Origin of the sequence: Oceanithermus desulfurans (assembly GCF_014201675.1) — a bacterium.
GTDB classification, from domain to species: domain Bacteria; phylum Deinococcota; class Deinococci; order Deinococcales; family Marinithermaceae; genus Oceanithermus; species Oceanithermus desulfurans.
The window spans coordinates 17,284-34,729 of the sequence record NZ_JACHEZ010000012.1 but is presented as its reverse complement, the minus strand read 5'-3'; the positions used below and the strand labels follow the sequence as shown (position 1 = coordinate 34,729).

Below are 17,446 nucleotides of genomic sequence, written 5' to 3'. Positions count from 1 at the left end.
CGCGGCCGACGCGGGCGTGATCGCGCTGGAGGACGAGGAGGTCCCCGAGCTGATCGCGGGCGAGGGCGAGGAGTTCGAGATCCTCATCGACTTCGGAAACCTCGAGCCCGAGGTGGCCGACCGCATCCGCGAGATCGACCTGGCCGAGGAGCGGCGCCGCCTGGAGCGGCTGAAGGAGCAGTACGCCGCGGTGCTCGGGGCCGAGACCGTCGCGCCGCTGCTCGAGGCCGTCGAGGCCACGCTCGCGGCCGGCGAGCTCGCCGGCGAGCGGCTGGACGGGCTGCAACGGGCGCTGGAGGAGGCCTTCAAGGACGCGGTGGCCGAAGCGCGCGCGCGTTACGAGTGGCTCTCCGAGCGGCTGCGCAGCCTCGAGCTCGAGGACGCCGAGCTGGGCAGCCAGCGCGCCCGCACCCAGCTGGAGCTGATCAAGGAAAGCCTCGAGATGGGCGTGCTTCCGGGCGACCTGGAGCAGGCGGAACGCCAGGTCAAGGCCCTGGAGGAGGCCCTCGCGGCCAAGAAGCAGGAGAGCGCGCGGCAGAACCGCCTGCTCGAGGAGGCGCGCAGCCTGATCGAGCACGCGCGCGAAGCCCTTCCCGAAGACGACCTGCCCGAGCTCGCGGGCTTCCGCGAGCGGCTGGCGCTGCTGGAAACCGGGCTCGAGGCCGGCGATGTCGACGAGGCCCTTCTGGGCCGCCTCAAGGCCGAGCTCCCCGAGCTGCTCAGCCAGCTGGCGCAGGCGGGCGAGGCGGCCCGCGCCCTGCGGGCGCGGCTGCTGGCCGAGCTGGACGCCCTGCCCGACCTGGAGCCGCTGCGGCGCACCCGCGACAGCCTGCGGCTGCGCCTCGAGGAAGAGGCGGCCGCCAGCGAAGAGGAGGAGGTGGCCGCACTGGCGGCGGAGGCGCGGCGGCTGACGCAGGCGCGCCTGGACGAGCTGGCGGCGCGGCTTGAGGCCTTCGGGCTGGCCACCGGCGAGGTCGACGGGGCCCGCGCCGAGCTCGAAGCCGGACGCTTCCCCGACCTGACCGCGCTCGAAGCCCGGGTCGAGCAGCAGATCGCCGAGGCCAAAGGGAACCTCCGCCAGGAGCTGCGTTCGCTGCGCGCCTCGGCCGAGCGACTCAAGGAGCTGGGGGGCGACGAGCTGCTCAAGGCCGTCGCCCAGGCCGAGGCCGCCCTGGAGGAGGGGCTGCCCGACCTCGCCCCCCTCAAGGAGCAGCTGCACGCCCTGCTCGAACGCCGCGAGGCTTGGCGCCAGGAGCTGGACCGCCGCTACCGCACGCTGCGGGAGCGCTTCGAGGCCGCCCGGGCCGTGGGCGGCGAGACCGCCTACCGGGCGCTGACGCTGCTCGACTTCCTCGAGAAGGGGGCGCGGCGCATCGAGCGCCTGGGCACGAGCGGCCTCGCCGAGATGGAACGCTCGCTGGGCGAGGCGGAGCAGCTGGTCACCCAGCTGGAGCAGGAGTACGCCGCTGCCAAGGAGGTGGCCGAGCAGCTCTCGGGCGCCGACCTGGACGACCTGCTGGGCGTCTTCGAGGCCCCCGCCGAACCCGAAACCCCCGAGGCCGAGCCCGAACCGGCTTCCCCCGCCGAGGGCGCGGCGGCCGCGGACGCGCTCGCGCCCTTCCGCATGCGCGGGGTGGCCTGGGTGGGCTGGCTCGAGGAAAACCCCCCGGCCGAGCTGGGCACCGAGCGGGTGCGCGACCTGCTCACCGAGCTCGGCCACCTGCGCCAGGAGGTTGGCGCGCAGCAGCTGCGGCTGGCGGTCCTCACCCTGCCCGGCCACGCCTTCCTGTTGGCGCCCTACCAGGGGCGCCACCTGGTCATTCTCGCCGAGAAGGCGCAGCTCTCCCGGCTCGTCACCCTGATCCACCGGAGCCTTTCCGCCACGCCTTGATCCGGCTGCACGACGAGGACGCCACCGCCCGCCTGGCGCGCGCACTCGCCCGGCGGCTGCCGCCCGGCGCGGTGGTGCTGCTTTCCGGGCCCATGGGCGCGGGCAAGACGACGCTCGTCCGCCACCTGGCCCAGGCGCTGGGTTTTCGGGGCCGGGTCACCAGCCCCACCTACACCCTGATGCACACCTACCCCACACCCGCGGGAACGCTGCTGCACGTCGACGTCTACCGCCTGCCCGACCCCCGCCAGCTGTGGGACCTGGGGCTCGAGGACGCCATGGCGGGCACGCGGCTCACCCTGATCGAGTGGGGACGGCCGCAGGACTTCGACGCCGACGTGCTCGTGGAGCTCGAGCCCGACGGGGAGGCGCGTCGGGCGCGGCTCGAGGCGCTGCGCCCGGAGCTGGAACCGCGGCTCGCGGACATCGCCCGGGAGGCAGGCCCGGACGGCGCGCCCGACTAACCCGCGGCCGCCGTCACCGCGGCGCAGACGGCCTCCTGCACCAGCGCCGAAAGCGCCGCCAGCGGCGCGGCCGCGCCGCGGCCGGTGCTGAGCACGAAGACGGCGTCGCCGTCCCAGGGGGTGTGCGAAGGGCGGATCACCCGGCCCAGCGCCGCCTGCCCCGCCCCGGCGAGCATCCGCGCCTCGCGCTTGTCGAGCGGGGCGGCGGTGGCCAGGGCCACCAGGGTGGTGTGTTCGCCGGGGCGCGGCTCCGCGCGCATCCAGGCCTCGCGGTCCCCGTGCCCGGCGAGCAGGCGGCCGTCGGGGGCGTAGACGTCGCCCACGGGGTTGACCACGGCCAGCGCCCCCACGCTCAGGTCCCGCCAGCGCGCCAGCGCGCTGCCCAGCCCCGTGGGCACGGGCGCGCGGTACTTGCCCGCCGTCGCCCCCGCTCCGACCCCCACGGCCCCTGCAGTCACCGGGTCGGCGCTCGCGGCCGCGGCGGCGGCGTAGCCCTCCCGGGGGCCCGGCCAGGCCGGCTCGCCCACCAGCAGGTCGTAGATCACCGCAGCGGGGACGATGGGCACCGGCCCCATGCGCGTGGGGTGGCCCACGCCGCGCTCGTGGAGGAAGCGCACCACGCCGTCGGCCGCGGCCAGCCCGAAGGCGGAGCCGCCGGTGAAGACGAGGGCGTGCACCCGCTCGACCCGCTTATCGGGAGCGAGCAGCGCCGCCTCGCGGGTGCCGGGCGAGGGCCCGGCGAAGCTCGCGGAGGCCACGCAACCCTCGTCGGGGCAGAGGATCACGGTCACGCCGGTGCGGGCGGCCGGGTCGCTCCAGTGGCCGACCCGCAGCCCTTCGACGGCCGTAAGGGTGGCGTTCACGCCCCCAGCTTACTCCGGAAAGAGGGGCACCTCGAAGCGGGCGGGCGCGGCCAGCACGTCGACCCGCAGCCCGTGCACCGCCGCCGGGCTTGAGCGCGCTCCCGAGGCGTCCAAAAGCGCCACGCGGCCGGCCACCACCTCGGCCCGCCCCTCGGGACCGACGACGACCGCCGCCCCGCGCTCGAGCCCCACGCCGAGCAGGTCGGGCCGGCCGATCACGACCTCGCTGAGCCGGTGGAAGGCCCCGGCGCCCTCGAAGGCCTCCTGGACGGCGAGGCCCGGCAGCAGGCCCAGCCCGTAGCGCACCGCGGGCGTTTCGCCGCGGCCCAGCGGCACGGCGCTGCCCAGCAACGGCGAGGCCTCGAGCGCCGCCGCCACCACGCCCCCGCGCAGGTGCACCTGCGCCAGCGCGTTCACCAGCCGCGTCCCCGTGATCAGCTCCAGCAGGCGCTCGCCCTGCTCGTCGACCAGCAACACCAGCGGGGCCTCGGTCACCTGCCCGGCGATGCGGGCGTCCATGGCCTGCTCGCGCCGCGACAGCGCCAGCACCCCGGTGTGCCGGGCTCCGTGGGTGTGAAAGATCTCGCGCCAGGCCTCGACGAGCGGCAGCATGGCCTTGGGCGTCACGAAGAGCACGACGCCCCCGGCCATCTCCAGGAGCCGCTCCTCGACGGCCCGGGTCTCGCCCCGCAGAGGATCCGCATGCCCCAGCAACGCGAACCATCCGCTTCTGCGCATCGTCGGCCTCCTGTCCCCCATTCTAGCCCAACCGTATAATGCAGTAAATAGTGTATATTTATACGGCTTAACACCGATTTCTCATGCATAAACCGTGTACCTATGCTAGAGTGAAGTACGTGACCACCGAAGCCCGGAGCGTCCCCAACAAGCGCGACATCATCCTCGAGGCCACGATCCGGGTGCTCCGCGAACGGGGTCTGTCCGGGCTCAAGGTCGAGGAGGTGGCCAGGCAGGCCGAGGTGGGCAAGGGTACGGTCTACCTCTACTTCGAGGACAAGCAGGACCTGCTCAAGGCGCTGGTGGAATACCACACGCAGCGCTTCTACGCCGACGCCGCCGAGATCACCGCGTCCGAGCGGCCCTTCCGCGAGCGGCTGGAGCGGCTGCTCGCACGCCGGCTCGCCTTCGTCGACGAGTGGCGCGGCCTCTGGGCCGCGGTCGCGCGCGAGGCCAACCCCAAGGGGCAGAAGGCCTGGCTGACCGGCCTGCACCAGCATTACCAGGGGATCCTCGAGCGCTTCGTCGCCAGCGGCGTCGCCAGCGGAGAGCTGCGGCCCGACCTGGACGTCGAGCTCACCGCCGCCGCGCTGGCCGCCTTCGGTTGCAGCCCCCAGCTCGACTTTCCTCGCGAGCCCTACATCCAGCAGCTCGCCGAGGTCTTCATGAAAGGAGTTTGCGCGTGAAAGAGTACCGTCCCGGAGACAAGGTAGTGCTGCCCCCCTACGGCGTGGGCGTCGTGGCCGGCATCGCCCAGCGGACCGTGGCCGGCATCGGCCGCTCCTACTATCAGGTCGAGTTCCCCGGTTCGCGTTCCAAGGCGTTCGTGCCGGTCGAGTCGCCCCAGCAGGTGGGCCTCAGGCCCGCGCTGACGCGGGACGAGGTGCCCCAGATCCTCGAGCACCTCAAGCACGGCCAGCTGCCGCTGCCCAAGCAGTGGGCCGCGCGCCACCGCCGGGTCACCGAGATCCTCTCCGAGGGCAACCCCCACCGCATCGCCATCCTGGCCGGCCAGCTGCGCCGCTGGGACGCCGAGCGCGGCCTGCCCGACCTGGACCGTCAGGCCTTCCGCCGCGCCATCAACCTGCTCGCCGAAGAGGTGGCGCAGGCGCTGGAGATCACCGTGAGCGAGACCCGCGTCGTCTTCGAAGAGGCCTGGGGCGAAGACCTGAACTAGGCGGCCCCGCCCCCTCGCCCCGCCGCGCTTTCGCGGCGGGGCTTTCTTTGGGTTTAGCGGCTGCGGGCGTTCCTGGGCCTGCCTCTACGAAACCGCCCCGTCGGCAGGCGTCGCGGGGCGGCTTGAGGCCCCCCAGGGGCGACCGCTGCCCCCGCGCCGACTCGCCGCTGGTGGACTCGGGCCGCGAGCACGACGTCTACCGCCGGTTCCACGACCTCTACGGCCTCGACATCCGCCGCGACCAGGCCGACGCCGCCCGCCCGCAGGGGGCGGGTTGGGACCGGGGGGCGCTCGAACACCGGGCGGCGTCCTTTGCCAGGACGTACGCCCTACGAGAATTGACAAGCGGCGGCGGCGCTCCTTAGACTGGGACCACCACCCCAAACCAACGGGTTGGTTACAAGGAAAGGAGACGGTATGAACCTTAGAACGTGGCTTTTGGCTCTTGCGTTGTCTTTAGGGGTCCTGGCGGCGTGTTCGACGCCCCAGAACCAGGCGAGCGGTCCTGATCTCTCCGTCGGCGCCGAAACGGTCGCCCCCATCTACGGGCAGAACGCCGAAGCCGCGATTCCGGGGCAGTACATTGTGGTCTTCAAGAAAGGCGCCGCCGCGCCGGTATTGCAGCAACTCCAATCGGGCAACGTATCGGGACTCGGGGTATCGGATCAAGACGTTCAACTGCTTTACGTATACTCGACTGCGCTTCCCGGCTTCGCGGCCGTACTGAGCGACGCTGCGCTCGTCAAGCTCGCGCGTGACCCGCGGGTGGCCTACATCGAGGCGGACCAGCGGATCACCCTCTCCGCGACCCAGACGAACGCCACCTGGGGGCTCGACCGCATCGACCAGCGCGACCTCCCCCTCGACGGCAGCTACACCTACAGCGCGACCGGTAGCGGGGTGCACGCCTACATCATCGACACCGGCATCCGCACCACCCACCAGGAGTTCGCGGGCCGTATCGGAGGCGGCTACACCGCGATCAGCGACGGCCTCGGCGTCGAGGACGGCAACGGCCACGGCACCCACGTGGCCGGCACCGTGGGCGGCAGCACCTACGGCGTGGCCAAGTCGGTGACGCTGCACCCGGTGCGGGTGCTCGACTCGAACGGTTCGGGCACCACCTCCGGCGTCATCGCCGGGGTGGACTGGGTGGCGGCCAACCACCAGAGCCCGGCCGTGGCCAACATGAGCCTGGGCGGCTCGGCCAGCCAGTCGCTGGACGACGCCGTGAGCAACGCCATCGCCTCGGGCGTGACCTTCGCGGTCGCCGCCGGCAACGAGAACACCGACGCCTGCACCAAGTCGCCCGCGCGGGTGGCCGAAGCCCTCACCGTGGCCGCCAGCGACTCGAGCGACGTGCGCGCCTCCTTCTCGAACTTCGGCTCCTGCGTCGACCTCTTCGCCCCGGGCGTCTCCATCACCTCCGCCTGGAACACCTCGGACACCGCCACCAACACGATCAGCGGCACCTCGATGGCCACCCCCCACGTGACCGGCGTGGCCGCGCTCTACCTGGAAACCGATCCCACCGCGGCGCCCAGCACGGTCAAGCAGGCGATCCTCGACTCGGCCAGCGCCGGCCGCATCAGCGACGTCGCCGGCTCGCCCAACCTGCTGCTCTTCAGCGGCCTCACCCCCGAGACCGGCGGAGGCGGCGGCGGGGGCGGCGGCAGCACCGCGCCCTGCACCGGCTGCGAGTACTACAGCGGTACCCTGACCGGCTCCGGCGACTACGACTACCAGCCGAACGGCAGCTACTTCTACGCGCCGGCCGGCGTGCACAAGGGCTGGCTCGAGGGCGCGGCCGGCACCGACTTCGACCTCAAGCTCTGGAAGTGGACCGGCTGGGGCTGGCGCACCGTGGCCAGCTCGCTCAGCTACACCTCGAGCGAACAGGTGACCTACCAGGGCGGCGCCGGCTACTACGTCTGGCGCATCGAGTCTTACAGCGGCTCGGGCAGCTACGACTTCTGGATGGAGCGGCCGTAACCACGGCCCTGCACTGCGGTCCCCGGCCACGGCCGGGGGCTGCCGCCTTGGGGTAGCCTGGTGCAGAGGTCCCGCCGTGCCCTACCTGGTCAAGCTGATCGTCAGCGCCCTGCTCATCGTGCTCGTCACGGAGATCGCCAAGCGCAGCTCCCTGCTGGGGGCGCTGCTCGCCTCGGTGCCGCTCGTCTCGGTGCTGGCCATGGTCTGGCTCTACCTGGAGACCCGCGACGCCGAGCGCATCGCCACCTTTGCGCAGGACGTCTTCTGGCTGGTGCTGCCCTCGCTGGCGCTCTTTCTGGCGCTGCCCTGGCTGCTGCGCGCGGGGGTGCAGTTCTTCGCGGCGCTGGGCCTGGGCCTCGTCCTCACGGCGCTGGCGTACGCGGGCACCCTCGCCCTGCTGCGGCGCTTCGGCGCGCCCTAGCGAAGACCCGCCCCCTTGCGGGGGCGGGCGTTTTCTGGCTCCGCGGGCAGGACTCGAACCTGCGACCAATCGGTTAACAGCCGACCGCTCTACCAGCTGAGCTACCGCGGACCGCGGCGCCAGGCAAGGGCTACTATATCAAATCGCGCGGGCTTTGACAACGCGTCCTGGAGGGAGCTACGGGGTGTAGATCCAGGCGCGCGAACGGGGCAGCTCCACCCGCCCCCGTTCGTCGGGCTTGGCCAGCAGCACCTGGTGCACGGCCAGGTGACCGGCAGCGAACTGGTAGGCGGATACGCTCATGTAGAGCCGCCACAGCCGCGCCCGCGGCTCGCCCACCTCGCGAACCGCCTCGTCGAAGCGCTCGTTCAGGCGCGCCACCCAGCGGCGCAGGGTGGCGGCGTAGTGCTCGCGCCAGTCTTCCACATCGCGCACCTCGAACCCCGCCTCTCCGGCGGCCTGGAGATGCGTCCAGAGCGGCAGGATCTCTCCGTCGGGGAAGACGTAGCGGCGCAGGAACTCGCCCGAGGCCAGCTCGCCCGAAAAACGGCCGGGCACCGGGCCGCGGGTGATCACGTGGTGCAGCATCAACCCGCCGGGCTCCAGGTTGGCGTAGGCGAGGCGGAAGTACTCGGGCAGGTTCTCGCGGCCGACGTGTTCGGCCATCCCCACCGAGGCGATCTTGTCGAAGCGGCCGCGCACCTCGCGGTAGTCTTCGGGGCGCACCTCCACCCGGTCCTCCAGCCCCAGCCGGCGGACCTGCTCGCGGACGAAGCGCACCTGCTGCTCGGCCACGGTGACCCCGACCGCCTGCACGCCGTAGCGCTCGGCGGCGAAGAGGACGAGCCCGCCCCAGCCGGCGCCGATGTCGAGCAGGCGCTCGCCCGGGGCCAGCCGCAACTTTCGCGCGATGTGCTCGAGCTTCTTCTCCTGCGCGGCGTCCAGGTCCTCGTCGCCCTCGGGGAAGTAGGCGCAGGAGTAGACCATGCGGCGGTCCAGCCAGAGGCGGTAGAAGGCGTTGGACACGTCGTAGTGGTGCCGGATCGCCGCCCGGTCGCGCGGCTTGGAGTGGGTGCGCCCGCGCAGGCGCGCGGCCAGCCCCAGATCGCGCAGCCCCGCGCGCAGCCCCCGCACCTCGCGCAGGAGGCCGATCCAGTGGCGCGGGCTCAAGCGCGCAGCGTGCCGCTCGAGCGCCTCCAGCAACGCTTCCAGGTCGCCCTCGACGTCAAGGGAACCCTCGAGGTAGGCCTCCCCCAACGCCAGATCCAGCGGCGGGTCGAGCAGCCGCGCCAGCACCTCGGGGCGCCGCAGCACAACGTCGGCGCGCGCGCTCGCGCCCCGGCTCGGCGGCAGGTACGTCCCGTCCCAGAACTTCACGCCGAAGGGCCGTTCGCCCTCGAACAGACGTTCGACGAGCCTGCGGGCCGCCTCTTGCAGCCGGTCGCTGCGGGGTACGGTTTCGGCCATGGCCTCCTCCCCTCTGCACGACGCTCTGCTGAACACCTCATTCTACTCCACCGCCCGTCCCGGGGCCAACGCGCCCGAGGGCAAACGTTATAGTGAAGGGGCTATGAAAGCCGTGGACATTATGACCGCAAACCCCCTCACCGCCACGAAGGGCGAGACCCTCTGGGTGGCGGCCGAGCGGATGTCGGCCCACCACTACGGGGGGCTCCCGGTGGTGGACGAAGCGGGCACGTACCTGGGCGTCCTGGAGATGGACGACCTGCTACCCAAACCGGAGAACATTCCGGGCGCCCCGGACGTGATCGCGCTGCAGCTCTTCGACAAGTGGGTGGACGAGCACTCGATCCACGACTTCGTGCAGATCTACCAGGAAAAACGCGTCGAGGAGGTGATGCGCACCGAGGTGCCGGTGCTGAAGCCCGGCGACCCGCTGCGCGTCGTGCTCGACAAGCTGATCGAAAACCTCTACCGCCGCATGCCCGTCGTCGACGAAGAGGGGCGCCTCGTCGGCATCATCACCCGCGGCGACCTGCTCATGCTGCTGATGGGGAGAAAGTAGACGATGAACCCGTTCTTCGTACCCCTCGTCGGGCAGGTGACCGAGGGCGGAATTGCCCAGGCCGAGGCGGCAGAAAAAGCGCTCTCCTCGCACCTCTTCGAGATCTTCATCCTGGTCCTGGCCACCCAGGTGGTGGGCTGGATCTTCCAGAAGATCAAGCAGCCGGTGGTCATCGGCGAGCTGCTGGCCGGCGTGATCGTGGGGCCGGCGCTGCTGGGCTGGGTCGTCGAGGGCAGCCTGCTCGAGTTCATCGCCGAGCTGGGGGCCATCTTCCTGCTCTTCATGGTCGGCCTGGAAACGCGGATGCACGACATCCTCAAGGTGGGCAAGGAGGCCTTCATCGTCGCGGTGGTGGGGGCGATCCTGCCCTTCTTCGGCGGCTACTACTTCGGCCTCTACATCGGCTTCAACCAGGTGGCCTCGCTCTTTCTGGGGGCCGCTTTGGTGGCCACCAGCGTGGGCATCACCGCGCGGGTGATGCAGGAGCTCGAGGTGCTCTCGCGCCCCTACAGCCGCATCATCCTGGGCGCGGCGGTGATCGACGACATCGAGGGGCTGATCGTGCTGGCCATCGTCTCGGGCATCGCCACCACCGGCGCGGTCGAGACCGCCGGCATCGTGCGCCTGGTGCTCATCTCCTTCGCCTTCGTGGGCGCGGCCATGGCCCTGGTGCCCTTCGTCCGCCGCATCCCGCTCGAGCGCCTGCCCTTCCAGTCGCCCCTGGGGGTGGCCATCGCCTTCGGCATGGGCATGGCCACGCTGGCCTCGTTCATCGGGCTGGCGCCCATCGTGGGGGCCTTCATGGCGGGCATGGTGATGGCGGAGCTGCGCGAGGAACACGAGCTGGAGCCGCCGATCCACGCCATCGAGTCGTTCCTGGCGCCCATCTTCTTCGCCTACATGGGGGTGCAGCTCGACCTGGCGGCGCTGACCAGCCGCGAGGTGCTGATCGCCGGTGTGGTCATCAGCCTGATCGCGATCGCCGGCAAGTTGGTCTCCATGTTCGGCGCCCTCTCCCAGGGCCTCCGGCAGGCGCTGGTGGTGGGCGTGGGCATGGTGCCGCGCGGCGAGGTGGGGCTGATCGTGGCCTCGATCGGGCTCTCGGCCGGGGCGGTCGACGAAAAGGAGTTCGCGATCGTGATCTTCATGGTCGTGGTCACCACGATCATCGCGCCGCTCTCGCTGCGCCCGCTCATCGCCTGGGCCGACCCCGAGGTGCCCCTGACCGAAGAAGCCGCCTGAATCGCGCTATACTGACCCCTAAGGTGAAAACGTTCGCCTTGGGGGTCTTGCTCGTTCTGGGCGGCGCGCTGGCCGGAAGCTACCGGGTCCAGCCCGGTGACACCCTATGGCGCATCGCCGTGAGCCACGACGTCGACCTCACCGTGCTGCTGCTGCTCAACCCCGAGGCGGCGGGCGGCCTGAAGGCCGGGACCGAGCTGCGCCTGCCCGAACGCCACAGGGTGGCGAAGGGCGAGACGCTGTGGCGCATCGCCCGGCGCTACGGCACCGACGTGGCCACCCTGAAACGCCTCAACGGCCTGCAGAGCGACGCGTTGGCCGTGGGGCAGGAGCTCTGGGTTCCCCCCGCGCCCGCGGCCGCGGCCCCCGCCCCCCCGCAGCCCGCGCCGGCCCCCGCGGTCGACACCTCGCGGCTCGAGCGCATCGCCTCGGCCTACCTGGGCGCCTCCTACCGCTGGGGGGCCACCGGACCCGACGCCTTCGACTGCTCGGGCTACGTGGGCCGCGTCTACGGCGAGCTGGGCGTCGCCCTGCCCCGCTCCACGCGCGACCTCTGGGCCCGGCTCGAGCCCGTCCGCGACCTCCAGCCCGGCGACCTCGTCTTCTTCAGCTTCGGCGGCCGCGGCGTGGACCACGTGGGCATCTACCTGGGGAACGACCGCTTCATCCACGCCAACAGCGTCAAGAACCGGGTGATGATCGAGCGGTTCAGCGCCCCCTGGTACCGCAAGGTCTACCTGGGCGCGCGGCGCGTCACCCCGGCCAAACGAACCAGTCTTCGTTGAACCGGCCGTTCTCCTGGACGACCTCCCCGTCCGCGGTCAGCACCCCGCCGCGGCGCAGGTCGACGATCAGGTCCCGATGGACGGCCGAGCGGTTGGTTCCTCCGGTCGCGGCGTAGGCCTGGCCCAACGCCAGGTGCACCGTACCCCCAATCTTCTCGTCCAGCAGCACCAGCCCGGTGCCCCGCTCCAGGCCGAAGTTCGTGCCGATGCCCAGCTCGCCCACGCCACGCGCGCCGGCGTCGGTGGCGAGCAGGGCCTGGAGGTAGGCGTCCCCCTCTTCGGCCGAGGCCTCGACGACCCGGCCCGCCTCGAAGACCAGGCGCACGCCGCGCACCCAGCGGCCGCCGGCGAGGATGGGAAGGTCGAAGCGCACCTCCCCATTCACGCTGTCCTCGAGCGGCGCGGTGTAAACCTCGCCGCTGGGAAAGTTGCTGCGCCCGTCGGAGTTGACCCAGCGGCGCCCCTCCACCCGCATCCGCAGGTCGGTGCCCGCGGCCTGGATCCGCAGTTCGCGCACGCCCTCGAGCCGCCGGATCAGGCGGGCCTGCGCCTTCGAGAGCGCCCGCCAGGCGGCCGCGGGATCGGGGCGGTCGAGGAAGAAGGCGCTGCGAACGAGGCGGCGGTAGGCCGGCTGGCTCATCCCGGCCATGGCCGCCAGCCCGGCCGTGGGCCAGAGCGTGAGCGTACGGCGCCCGTGCGGGGGCCGCAGCACGCCCCAGGCCCTGCGGTGGCGCGCCAACCGCTCGCCGTCGATGCCGGAGGCGGCGAAGGGATCGGAGGGGGCGAGGACGCGCACGAAGGCGTCGCTGGCGGCCACGAGCGCCCGCTCCACCTCGGGCACCCGTTCCAGCCACGCTCCGGCGCGCTCGAGAAACTCCGCATCCTCCCCGGGGTAGGCCATCCGTAGCAGCGGGTAGGCGCCGCGCACGAGGGCCTCGCGGTGCAGCTCCCGCAGCAGGGGCCAGGCTTCCATCTCGGCCTGGACCAGCAGCGTCTCGCCGGCCTCGACCGGCCGGCTGTAGTCCAGGATCAGGCGGGCCAGTTCGCGTTCCATACCCCAGGGTACGTGCTGCAGGCGCGCGCGGCTAGAACTGGGCTATGATAGGGGGAACATAGGGAGATCCGAGATGACGGAACCGAAGATTACACCCCTGGCCAGGCGGCTCGCCGAAGAAAACGGCATCGACTGGCACAACCTCGAGGGCACGGGCCCCGACGGGACCATTGTGGAGCGCGACATTCTGGCCTTCCTCGCCAAGGTGATGGCCGGCGAAGTGGAGCTCCCCCCCGAACCGAGCGACGCGGCTCCTCCGGAGGCCGTTCCCGACATCAGCCAGGTCCAGGAGGTGCTGGCGCGCGAGGGCGTGGACATCGGCGACCTCGTCCCTGAAACCCCCATCGAACCCCCGGCGCCGGTCGAAGCGGCGCCGACCGCGGAAGAGGTCTTCGTCGAAGAGGAGACCTTCTTCGAGGTCGACTTCGAGGAGGAGGTCGCGGAGGCCGTACCCGCCCCCGCGCCCGGGCCCGAGGCCGCACCCGCCTCCGGCCTGGACGATGAGGGCTGGACCGTGGTCGAGCCCGAGCCCGAGGAAGCCTCGCCCTGGCTCGAACCCGAACCCGAGGAGGCCGCGCCCCCCGCGGAAGCTCCGGGGTGGGAGGAGCCGGTCGAGGCCGCTGAGGAACCCGCCTTCGAGTGGGAGGCCCCCGAGCCCGAACCCGCCGCCGCAGAAGAGGCCGCCGCGGTGGAAGAAGAACCCGCCGAACCCGAGGCCTTCGAGGGCGTCGAGTTTGCCGAACCCGCCCCCGAGGAGACGGCCGCCGCTACGGAAGAAGCGGAGAGCGCCGGGGCCTTCGCCGAGGCCGAGCCCCTGGAGGAGGAAACGGCCGAGGCCGCGTGGCCGCTGGAGCCCGAGGAGGCTTTCGCCGAAACGCCGGAGCCGGAGGTGGCCGAGCCGGAGCCGCAGGCCCCCGAACCGGTGGCAGCCGAACCGGAGTCAGCCGAGCCCGAAGCCACGACCGAGCCGGCCGCGCCCGAAGCCCCCGCCGCACCGCTCCCCCCGACCGAACCGGCCGCGGGCGAGGCGGCCTTCGCCGCAGACGTGGAGGAGGAAGCGGCCCCCGAGCCGGCCGTCGTCTTCCCGCCGGCGTTCCGCCGCGCCGTCGACCTGGCCGCCGCCGAACGCGCGCGCGCCGACCTTTCGGCCGCCTGGCGGCGCGAGGTGCCGCTGGAGCTGCTGCTCTTCCGGGCCGCCGACCGCGCGCTGGCGGAGCTGGAGGTGCCCATGCGCCCGGTGCTGGGCCGCTTCGAGGGCGAAGCCGCACGGACCCTGGCCGTGCAGCCGGCGCTGGGCCTGCGCGACCTCTTCGACCAGCTGCTCGCCGCCGAAGAAGGGGGCGAGGGGCTGGTCGTCCTGGACCTGAGCGAAACCCCCTACGCCGAGGTGATCCTCCCCGGCCAGGTGCTCCTCACCCTGGGCCGTGCCGGCCTGCCCGAAGGCCTGGGGCTGCTCTCGATCAGCGGCGAGCTACCCACCGACCGCACCCGCTTTCTCGAGCGCGTGGCCTTCTACCTGGAACGCCCCATCCTGCTGGCCTGACCGTCCCCCGCGGACTCCCCGCCCCCGGCCGCGCGGCCGGGGGTTTTGCGCTCACGGACCAGGGCCACGGGGGCGTCACCCCGGAGACGCGGCGCCGGGTCCACGCATGGACCGGCAACCCGGCGCTCGCGGCCGGGCGGGCGGTTTTCTCCCTTCCCGCAAGCGGACGGGGACGAAGGGCCGCCTCACCGGCAGCGGCACGCTTTTCTCCACCCGGGAAGGACCGGGGGATGGGGGTTTGGAAAGCAGCCCGTAGCCTGTGGCCCACAGCCTAGGGTTCACGGCCTGCAACAACCAAGAAGGGCCCTCCCCTCGGGGGAGGGCCGGGGTGGGGGTCGGGGCGTTACATGAGCCAGACGTCCGGCGCTGATCCGCGGCACACCTACCTCCTACACCCCACATCCCATCCAACAACCCCCCCTCCGGCCTCCGGCTACCTCCCCCGGAGGGGAAGTCAGCGAGTATGCCCGTGGCCTGTAGTTTGTAGCTCGTGACCTGTGGTTGGCCTGTCGACGGTAATCCTACCTTCGGCGCCACCCGCTGCATGGGCCCCCGGGTCTTGGCCGGCAGGGCCGGCCTCGCCCGGGGAACCGGGAAAGACGGTGGGTGGCTTGTAGCCTGTGGCTCGTGGCCTACACATCCCACTTCTCATTTTCCCACTTCTCATTTCCCACATCCCACATCCTGAAACCTGTTCACCACGCACTACGTACCGCCGTTCTCCGTCATCCCCGACGCAGCGCGGAGCGCCTGGATCGGGGATCTTGCAGCGGTAGCGCAGACCAAACGAACCAACGCGCCGTCGTCACCATCCTTATTTCGAGCAACCGGCTCCTCGTCCACGTTAAGATTCCGGCTCTCGCGGGCCAGACGGCCCGCTCGTCCGGAATGACGGATGACTGCGGTACGTAGCGCGTGGTGGAGAGCTCGAAAGAGAAGGAATAGGGCGCAGCGGGTAGCGAGCGAAGCCGCCGGTTGTTTTCTTCGCCATCCCTAAGTCGCGAAGAACCATGCTTCGCGTCCTCTTCGTTTCCCTCGCCCCCTACACCCCACCCCCTACACCCCACACCCTCATGTCGTCATCCCCGACGAGGCGCAAAGCGCCGGGATCGGGGATCTTGCTGTAGCTGCGCGCAAGGACCGGGCGGGCGGTCGTCCGCACCCCGTCCGAATGCGCTGCGGGCCGTGTTCGCGACCGCTACCGACGGCGACGGCGCTTCTTGCGGCTCGGCGGCGAGGCCTGGGGCAGGGCCACGCCCTTCAGCTGCGCCTCCAGGGCGCGGAGCTGGTCGCGCAGCTCGGCGGCCCGCTCGAAGTCGAGGTCCTGCGAGGCCGACCACATGGCCAGCTCCAGGTCGGCGATCTGCCGCTTCAGCTCTTCTTCGTCCACCGCCGCCGCCAGCTCGGGGGCTTCTTCGAAGTCCTCGGGCTTGACCATGCGCCGCACGCTCTTGTCGATGGTGCGGGGGGTGATGCCGTGCTCGCGGTTGTAGGCCTCCTGAACCGCGCGCCGGCGGTTCGTCTCCTCGACCGCGGCCTTCATCGCCTCCGAGACCTCCTCGGCGTAGAGGTAGACCTCGCCGCCGGCGTTGCGCGCCGCGCGGCCGATCGTCTGGATGAGGCTGCGCTCGCTGCGCAGGAAACCGGTCTTGTCGGCGTCGAGGATGGCCACCAGGCTCACCTCGGGCAGGTCGAGCCCCTCGCGCAGCAGGTTGATGCCGACGAGCACGTCGAAGTGGCCCAGGCGCAGGTCGCGCAAGAGCGCCTGACGTTCGAAGGCGTCGAGCTCGTGGTGCATGTAGCGGGCGCGGAGTCCGTGTTCGCTCAGGTAGGCCGTCAGGTCCTCGGCCATGCGCTTGGTGAGCACGGTGACCAGCACCCGCTCGCTACGCGCGGCCCGTTCCTTGATCGCCGCCATCAGGTCCTCCATCTGCCCTTCGGCGGGCTTGATGGTCACCTTCGGGTCGAGGAGGCCGGTGGGGCGGATGATCTGCTCGACCACCTGGCCCGACATGGCCAGCTCCTCCGGGCCCGGCGTGGCCGAGACGAAGACCATCTGACCGGTGCGCTCCAGGAACTCGTCCAGCTTCAGCGGGCGGTTGTCGAGCGCCGAAGGCAGGCGGAAACCGTATTCGACGAGCACCTTCTTGCGGGCGTAGTCGCCGTTGTACATGCCGCGGATCTGGGGGACGGTGACGTGGGACTCGTCGATGAAGGTCACGAAGTCGTCGGGGAAGTAGTCGAGCAGCGTGTACGGCGGCTCGCCGGGGGCGCGGCCGGAGAGGTGGCGGGCGTAGTTTTCGATGCCGGGGCAGTGGCCCATGAGGCGCAGCAGCTCCAGGTCGTAGAGGGTGCGCTCGCGCAGGCGCTGGGCCTCGAGCAGCTTGCCCGCCTTCTCGAACTCGGCCACCCGCGCCTTCAGCTCGGCCTCGATGGCCTCCATGGCCGGCCGCAGCCGCTCCTCGGGGGTGGCGTAGTGGGTGGCCGGCATGAGCATCAGGGTCTCCAGCTCGGCGCCGCGCTCGCCGCTGATGGGGTGGACGCTGTGGATGCGGTCGATCTCGTCGCCCCAGAGCTCGATGCGCACCGGCTCGGTACCGTAGGCGGGCCAGACCTCGATGACCTCGCCCTTGGCGCGGAAGCGCCCCGGCTGCAGATCGATGTCGTTGCGGTCGTAGGAGAGCTCCACCAGCCGCTCCAGGATCTCTTCGCGCCGCACCGTCTGGCCCACCTGCAGCACCAGGTGCATGGCGTAGTAGTCGTCGGGGCTGCCCAGGCCGTAGATGGCGCTCACCGAGGCCACCACGATCACGTCGCGGCGGGTGAGCAGGCTCTGGGTGGTGGAGTGGCGCAGGCGCTCGATCTCGGGGTTGATGCTGGCGTCCTTTTCGATGAAGAGGTCGCGGCCGGGAACGTAGGCCTCGGGCTGGTAGTAGTCGTAGTAGCTGATGAAGTACTCGACGGCGTTCTCGGGGAAGAGTTCGCGGAACTCGGCGGCGAGCTGCGCGGCCAGCACCTTGTTGGGCGCCATGACCAGCGTGGGCCGGCCCAGGGCCTCGATCACCTTGGCCATCGTCACCGTCTTGCCGGTGCCGGTGGCGCCGAGCAGCGTCTGGTAGCGCAGCCCCGAGGCAAAGCCTTCGACGAGCTGGCGGATGGCCTTCGGCTGGTCGCCTTTGGGTTCGGGGCCACGGTAGCGAAACCGCGCGGGCGCGCGGTCGGCGTGCAGGGAGGTTGCGGTCTTGGGCAT

At 71.5% G+C, this 17,446-nt stretch carries 16 protein-coding genes and 1 tRNA gene; 11 read left to right on the top strand and 6 right to left on the bottom strand.

What is annotated here, in order from left to right; translation table 11 throughout:
* Both HNQ05_RS11820 and tsaE read left to right on the top strand, forming a co-directional pair.
* The coding region (locus HNQ05_RS11820) for a coiled-coil domain-containing protein (protein WP_183677853.1) at positions 1-1,891 on the top strand (1,891 nt) is incomplete at its 5' end.
* Positions 1,888-2,355, top strand: coding sequence for a tRNA (adenosine(37)-N6)-threonylcarbamoyltransferase complex ATPase subunit type 1 TsaE (tsaE, locus tag HNQ05_RS11815; RefSeq protein WP_147148728.1), 468 nt, complete (start codon positions 1,888-1,890; stop codon positions 2,353-2,355). The genes HNQ05_RS11820 and tsaE, both read left to right, overlap by 4 nt.
* Here the strand turns inward: tsaE and HNQ05_RS11810 are convergent.
* The gene (locus HNQ05_RS11810; RefSeq protein WP_147148731.1) at positions 2,352-3,218 is read right to left on the bottom strand and encodes a P1 family peptidase; all 867 of its coding nucleotides are present in this window, start codon (positions 3,216-3,218) and stop codon (positions 2,352-2,354) included. The genes tsaE and HNQ05_RS11810 overlap by 4 nt on opposite strands.
* Positions 3,219-3,227: 9 nt before the next feature.
* A complete protein-coding gene (locus tag HNQ05_RS11805) occupies positions 3,228-3,956 on the bottom strand; it encodes a cyanophycinase (RefSeq protein ID WP_147148733.1) in 729 nt (242 codons plus the stop codon).
* A gap of 83 nt (positions 3,957-4,039) precedes the next feature.
* Between HNQ05_RS11805 and HNQ05_RS11800 the strand changes: the two genes are divergently transcribed.
* The 5 genes from HNQ05_RS11800 (at position 4,040) to HNQ05_RS11780 (ending at position 7,546) form a co-directional block, all read left to right on the top strand.
* Positions 4,040-4,642, top strand: coding sequence for a TetR/AcrR family transcriptional regulator (locus HNQ05_RS11800; protein ID WP_147148735.1), 603 nt, complete (start codon positions 4,040-4,042; stop codon positions 4,640-4,642).
* Complete coding sequence (locus HNQ05_RS11795; protein ID WP_147148737.1) at positions 4,639-5,133, top strand: CarD family transcriptional regulator; 495 nt, start codon at positions 4,639-4,641, stop codon at positions 5,131-5,133. Before HNQ05_RS11800 ends, HNQ05_RS11795 begins: the two co-directional genes overlap by 4 nt.
* A 122-nt stretch (positions 5,134-5,255) precedes the next feature.
* On the top strand, positions 5,256-5,498 hold the full coding sequence (locus HNQ05_RS11790; protein ID WP_147148739.1) for a thioredoxin domain-containing protein: 243 nt from the start codon (positions 5,256-5,258) through the stop codon (positions 5,496-5,498).
* A gap of 52 nt (positions 5,499-5,550) precedes the next feature.
* Positions 5,551-7,125 carry a S8 family peptidase gene (locus HNQ05_RS11785; protein ID WP_147148741.1) on the top strand — a complete coding sequence of 525 codons (1,575 nt, stop codon included), beginning with the start codon at positions 5,551-5,553 and terminating at the stop codon, positions 7,123-7,125.
* A gap of 76 nt (positions 7,126-7,201) precedes the next feature.
* Positions 7,202-7,546 (top strand): DUF3147 family protein, encoded by a 345-nt coding sequence (locus HNQ05_RS11780; protein ID WP_147148743.1) that lies wholly within the window; start codon positions 7,202-7,204, stop codon positions 7,544-7,546.
* Between the two features lie 35 nt (positions 7,547-7,581).
* Here HNQ05_RS11780 and HNQ05_RS11775 read toward each other — a convergent pair.
* Positions 7,582-7,657: transfer RNA gene (locus HNQ05_RS11775), tRNA-Asn, on the bottom strand.
* A 66-nt stretch (positions 7,658-7,723) separates the two neighbouring features.
* Positions 7,724-9,013 (bottom strand): class I SAM-dependent methyltransferase, encoded by a 1,290-nt coding sequence (locus HNQ05_RS11770; protein WP_147148745.1) that lies wholly within the window; start codon positions 9,011-9,013, stop codon positions 7,724-7,726.
* Positions 9,014-9,116: 103 nt separating this feature from the next.
* On the opposite strand from HNQ05_RS11770, the gene HNQ05_RS11765 reads away from it, so the two are divergent.
* The 3 genes from HNQ05_RS11765 to HNQ05_RS11755 are packed head-to-tail and all read left to right on the top strand — an operon-like array spanning position 9,117 to position 11,599.
* On the top strand, positions 9,117-9,572 hold the full coding sequence (locus HNQ05_RS11765) for a CBS domain-containing protein (RefSeq protein ID WP_147148747.1): 456 nt from the start codon (positions 9,117-9,119) through the stop codon (positions 9,570-9,572).
* Positions 9,573-9,575: 3 nt separating this feature from the next.
* The gene (locus HNQ05_RS11760; protein WP_147148749.1) at positions 9,576-10,814 is read left to right on the top strand and encodes a cation:proton antiporter; all 1,239 of its coding nucleotides are present in this window, start codon (positions 9,576-9,578) and stop codon (positions 10,812-10,814) included.
* A gap of 23 nt (positions 10,815-10,837) precedes the next feature.
* Entirely contained in the window at positions 10,838-11,599 is a 762-nt protein-coding gene (locus HNQ05_RS11755) for a C40 family peptidase (protein ID WP_147148751.1), read from the top strand.
* Here the strand turns inward: HNQ05_RS11755 and HNQ05_RS11750 are convergent.
* Complete coding sequence (locus HNQ05_RS11750) at positions 11,568-12,653, bottom strand: aminopeptidase (protein ID WP_147148753.1); 1,086 nt, start codon at positions 12,651-12,653, stop codon at positions 11,568-11,570. The two genes, HNQ05_RS11755 and HNQ05_RS11750, sit on opposite strands and share 32 nt — an antisense overlap.
* Before the next feature lie 73 nt (positions 12,654-12,726).
* On the opposite strand from HNQ05_RS11750, the gene HNQ05_RS11745 reads away from it, so the two are divergent.
* Entirely contained in the window at positions 12,727-14,196 is a 1,470-nt protein-coding gene (locus tag HNQ05_RS11745) for an E3 binding domain-containing protein (RefSeq protein ID WP_147148755.1), read from the top strand.
* A gap of 1,198 nt (positions 14,197-15,394) precedes the next feature.
* Here the strand turns inward: HNQ05_RS11745 and uvrB are convergent.
* On the bottom strand, positions 15,395-17,446 hold the full coding sequence (gene uvrB, locus HNQ05_RS11740) for an excinuclease ABC subunit UvrB (protein WP_147148757.1): 2,052 nt from the start codon (positions 17,444-17,446) through the stop codon (positions 15,395-15,397).

Bases quoted from the DNA above. Each gene is read 5' to 3' on its own strand.
- HNQ05_RS11750 (WP_147148753.1), bottom strand. From the start codon at position 12,653: ATGGAACGCGAACTGGCCCGCCTGATCCTGGACTACAGCCGGCCGGTC.
- HNQ05_RS11805 (WP_147148733.1), bottom strand. From the start codon at position 3,956: ATGCGCAGAAGCGGATGGTTCGCGTTGCTGGGGCATGCGGATCCTCTG.
- HNQ05_RS11745 (WP_147148755.1), top strand. From the start codon at position 12,727: ATGACGGAACCGAAGATTACACCCCTGGCCAGGCGGCTCGCCGAAGAA.
- HNQ05_RS11760 (WP_147148749.1), top strand. From the start codon at position 9,576: ATGAACCCGTTCTTCGTACCCCTCGTCGGGCAGGTGACCGAGGGCGGA.
- HNQ05_RS11785 (WP_147148741.1), top strand. From the start codon at position 5,551: ATGAACCTTAGAACGTGGCTTTTGGCTCTTGCGTTGTCTTTAGGGGTC.
- HNQ05_RS11765 (WP_147148747.1), top strand. From the start codon at position 9,117: ATGAAAGCCGTGGACATTATGACCGCAAACCCCCTCACCGCCACGAAG.
- HNQ05_RS11800 (WP_147148735.1), top strand. From the start codon at position 4,040: ATGCATAAACCGTGTACCTATGCTAGAGTGAAGTACGTGACCACCGAA.
- HNQ05_RS11770 (WP_147148745.1), bottom strand. From the start codon at position 9,013: ATGGCCGAAACCGTACCCCGCAGCGACCGGCTGCAAGAGGCGGCCCGC.
- uvrB (WP_147148757.1), bottom strand. From the start codon at position 17,446: ATGCCCAAGACCGCAACCTCCCTGCACGCCGACCGCGCGCCCGCGCGG.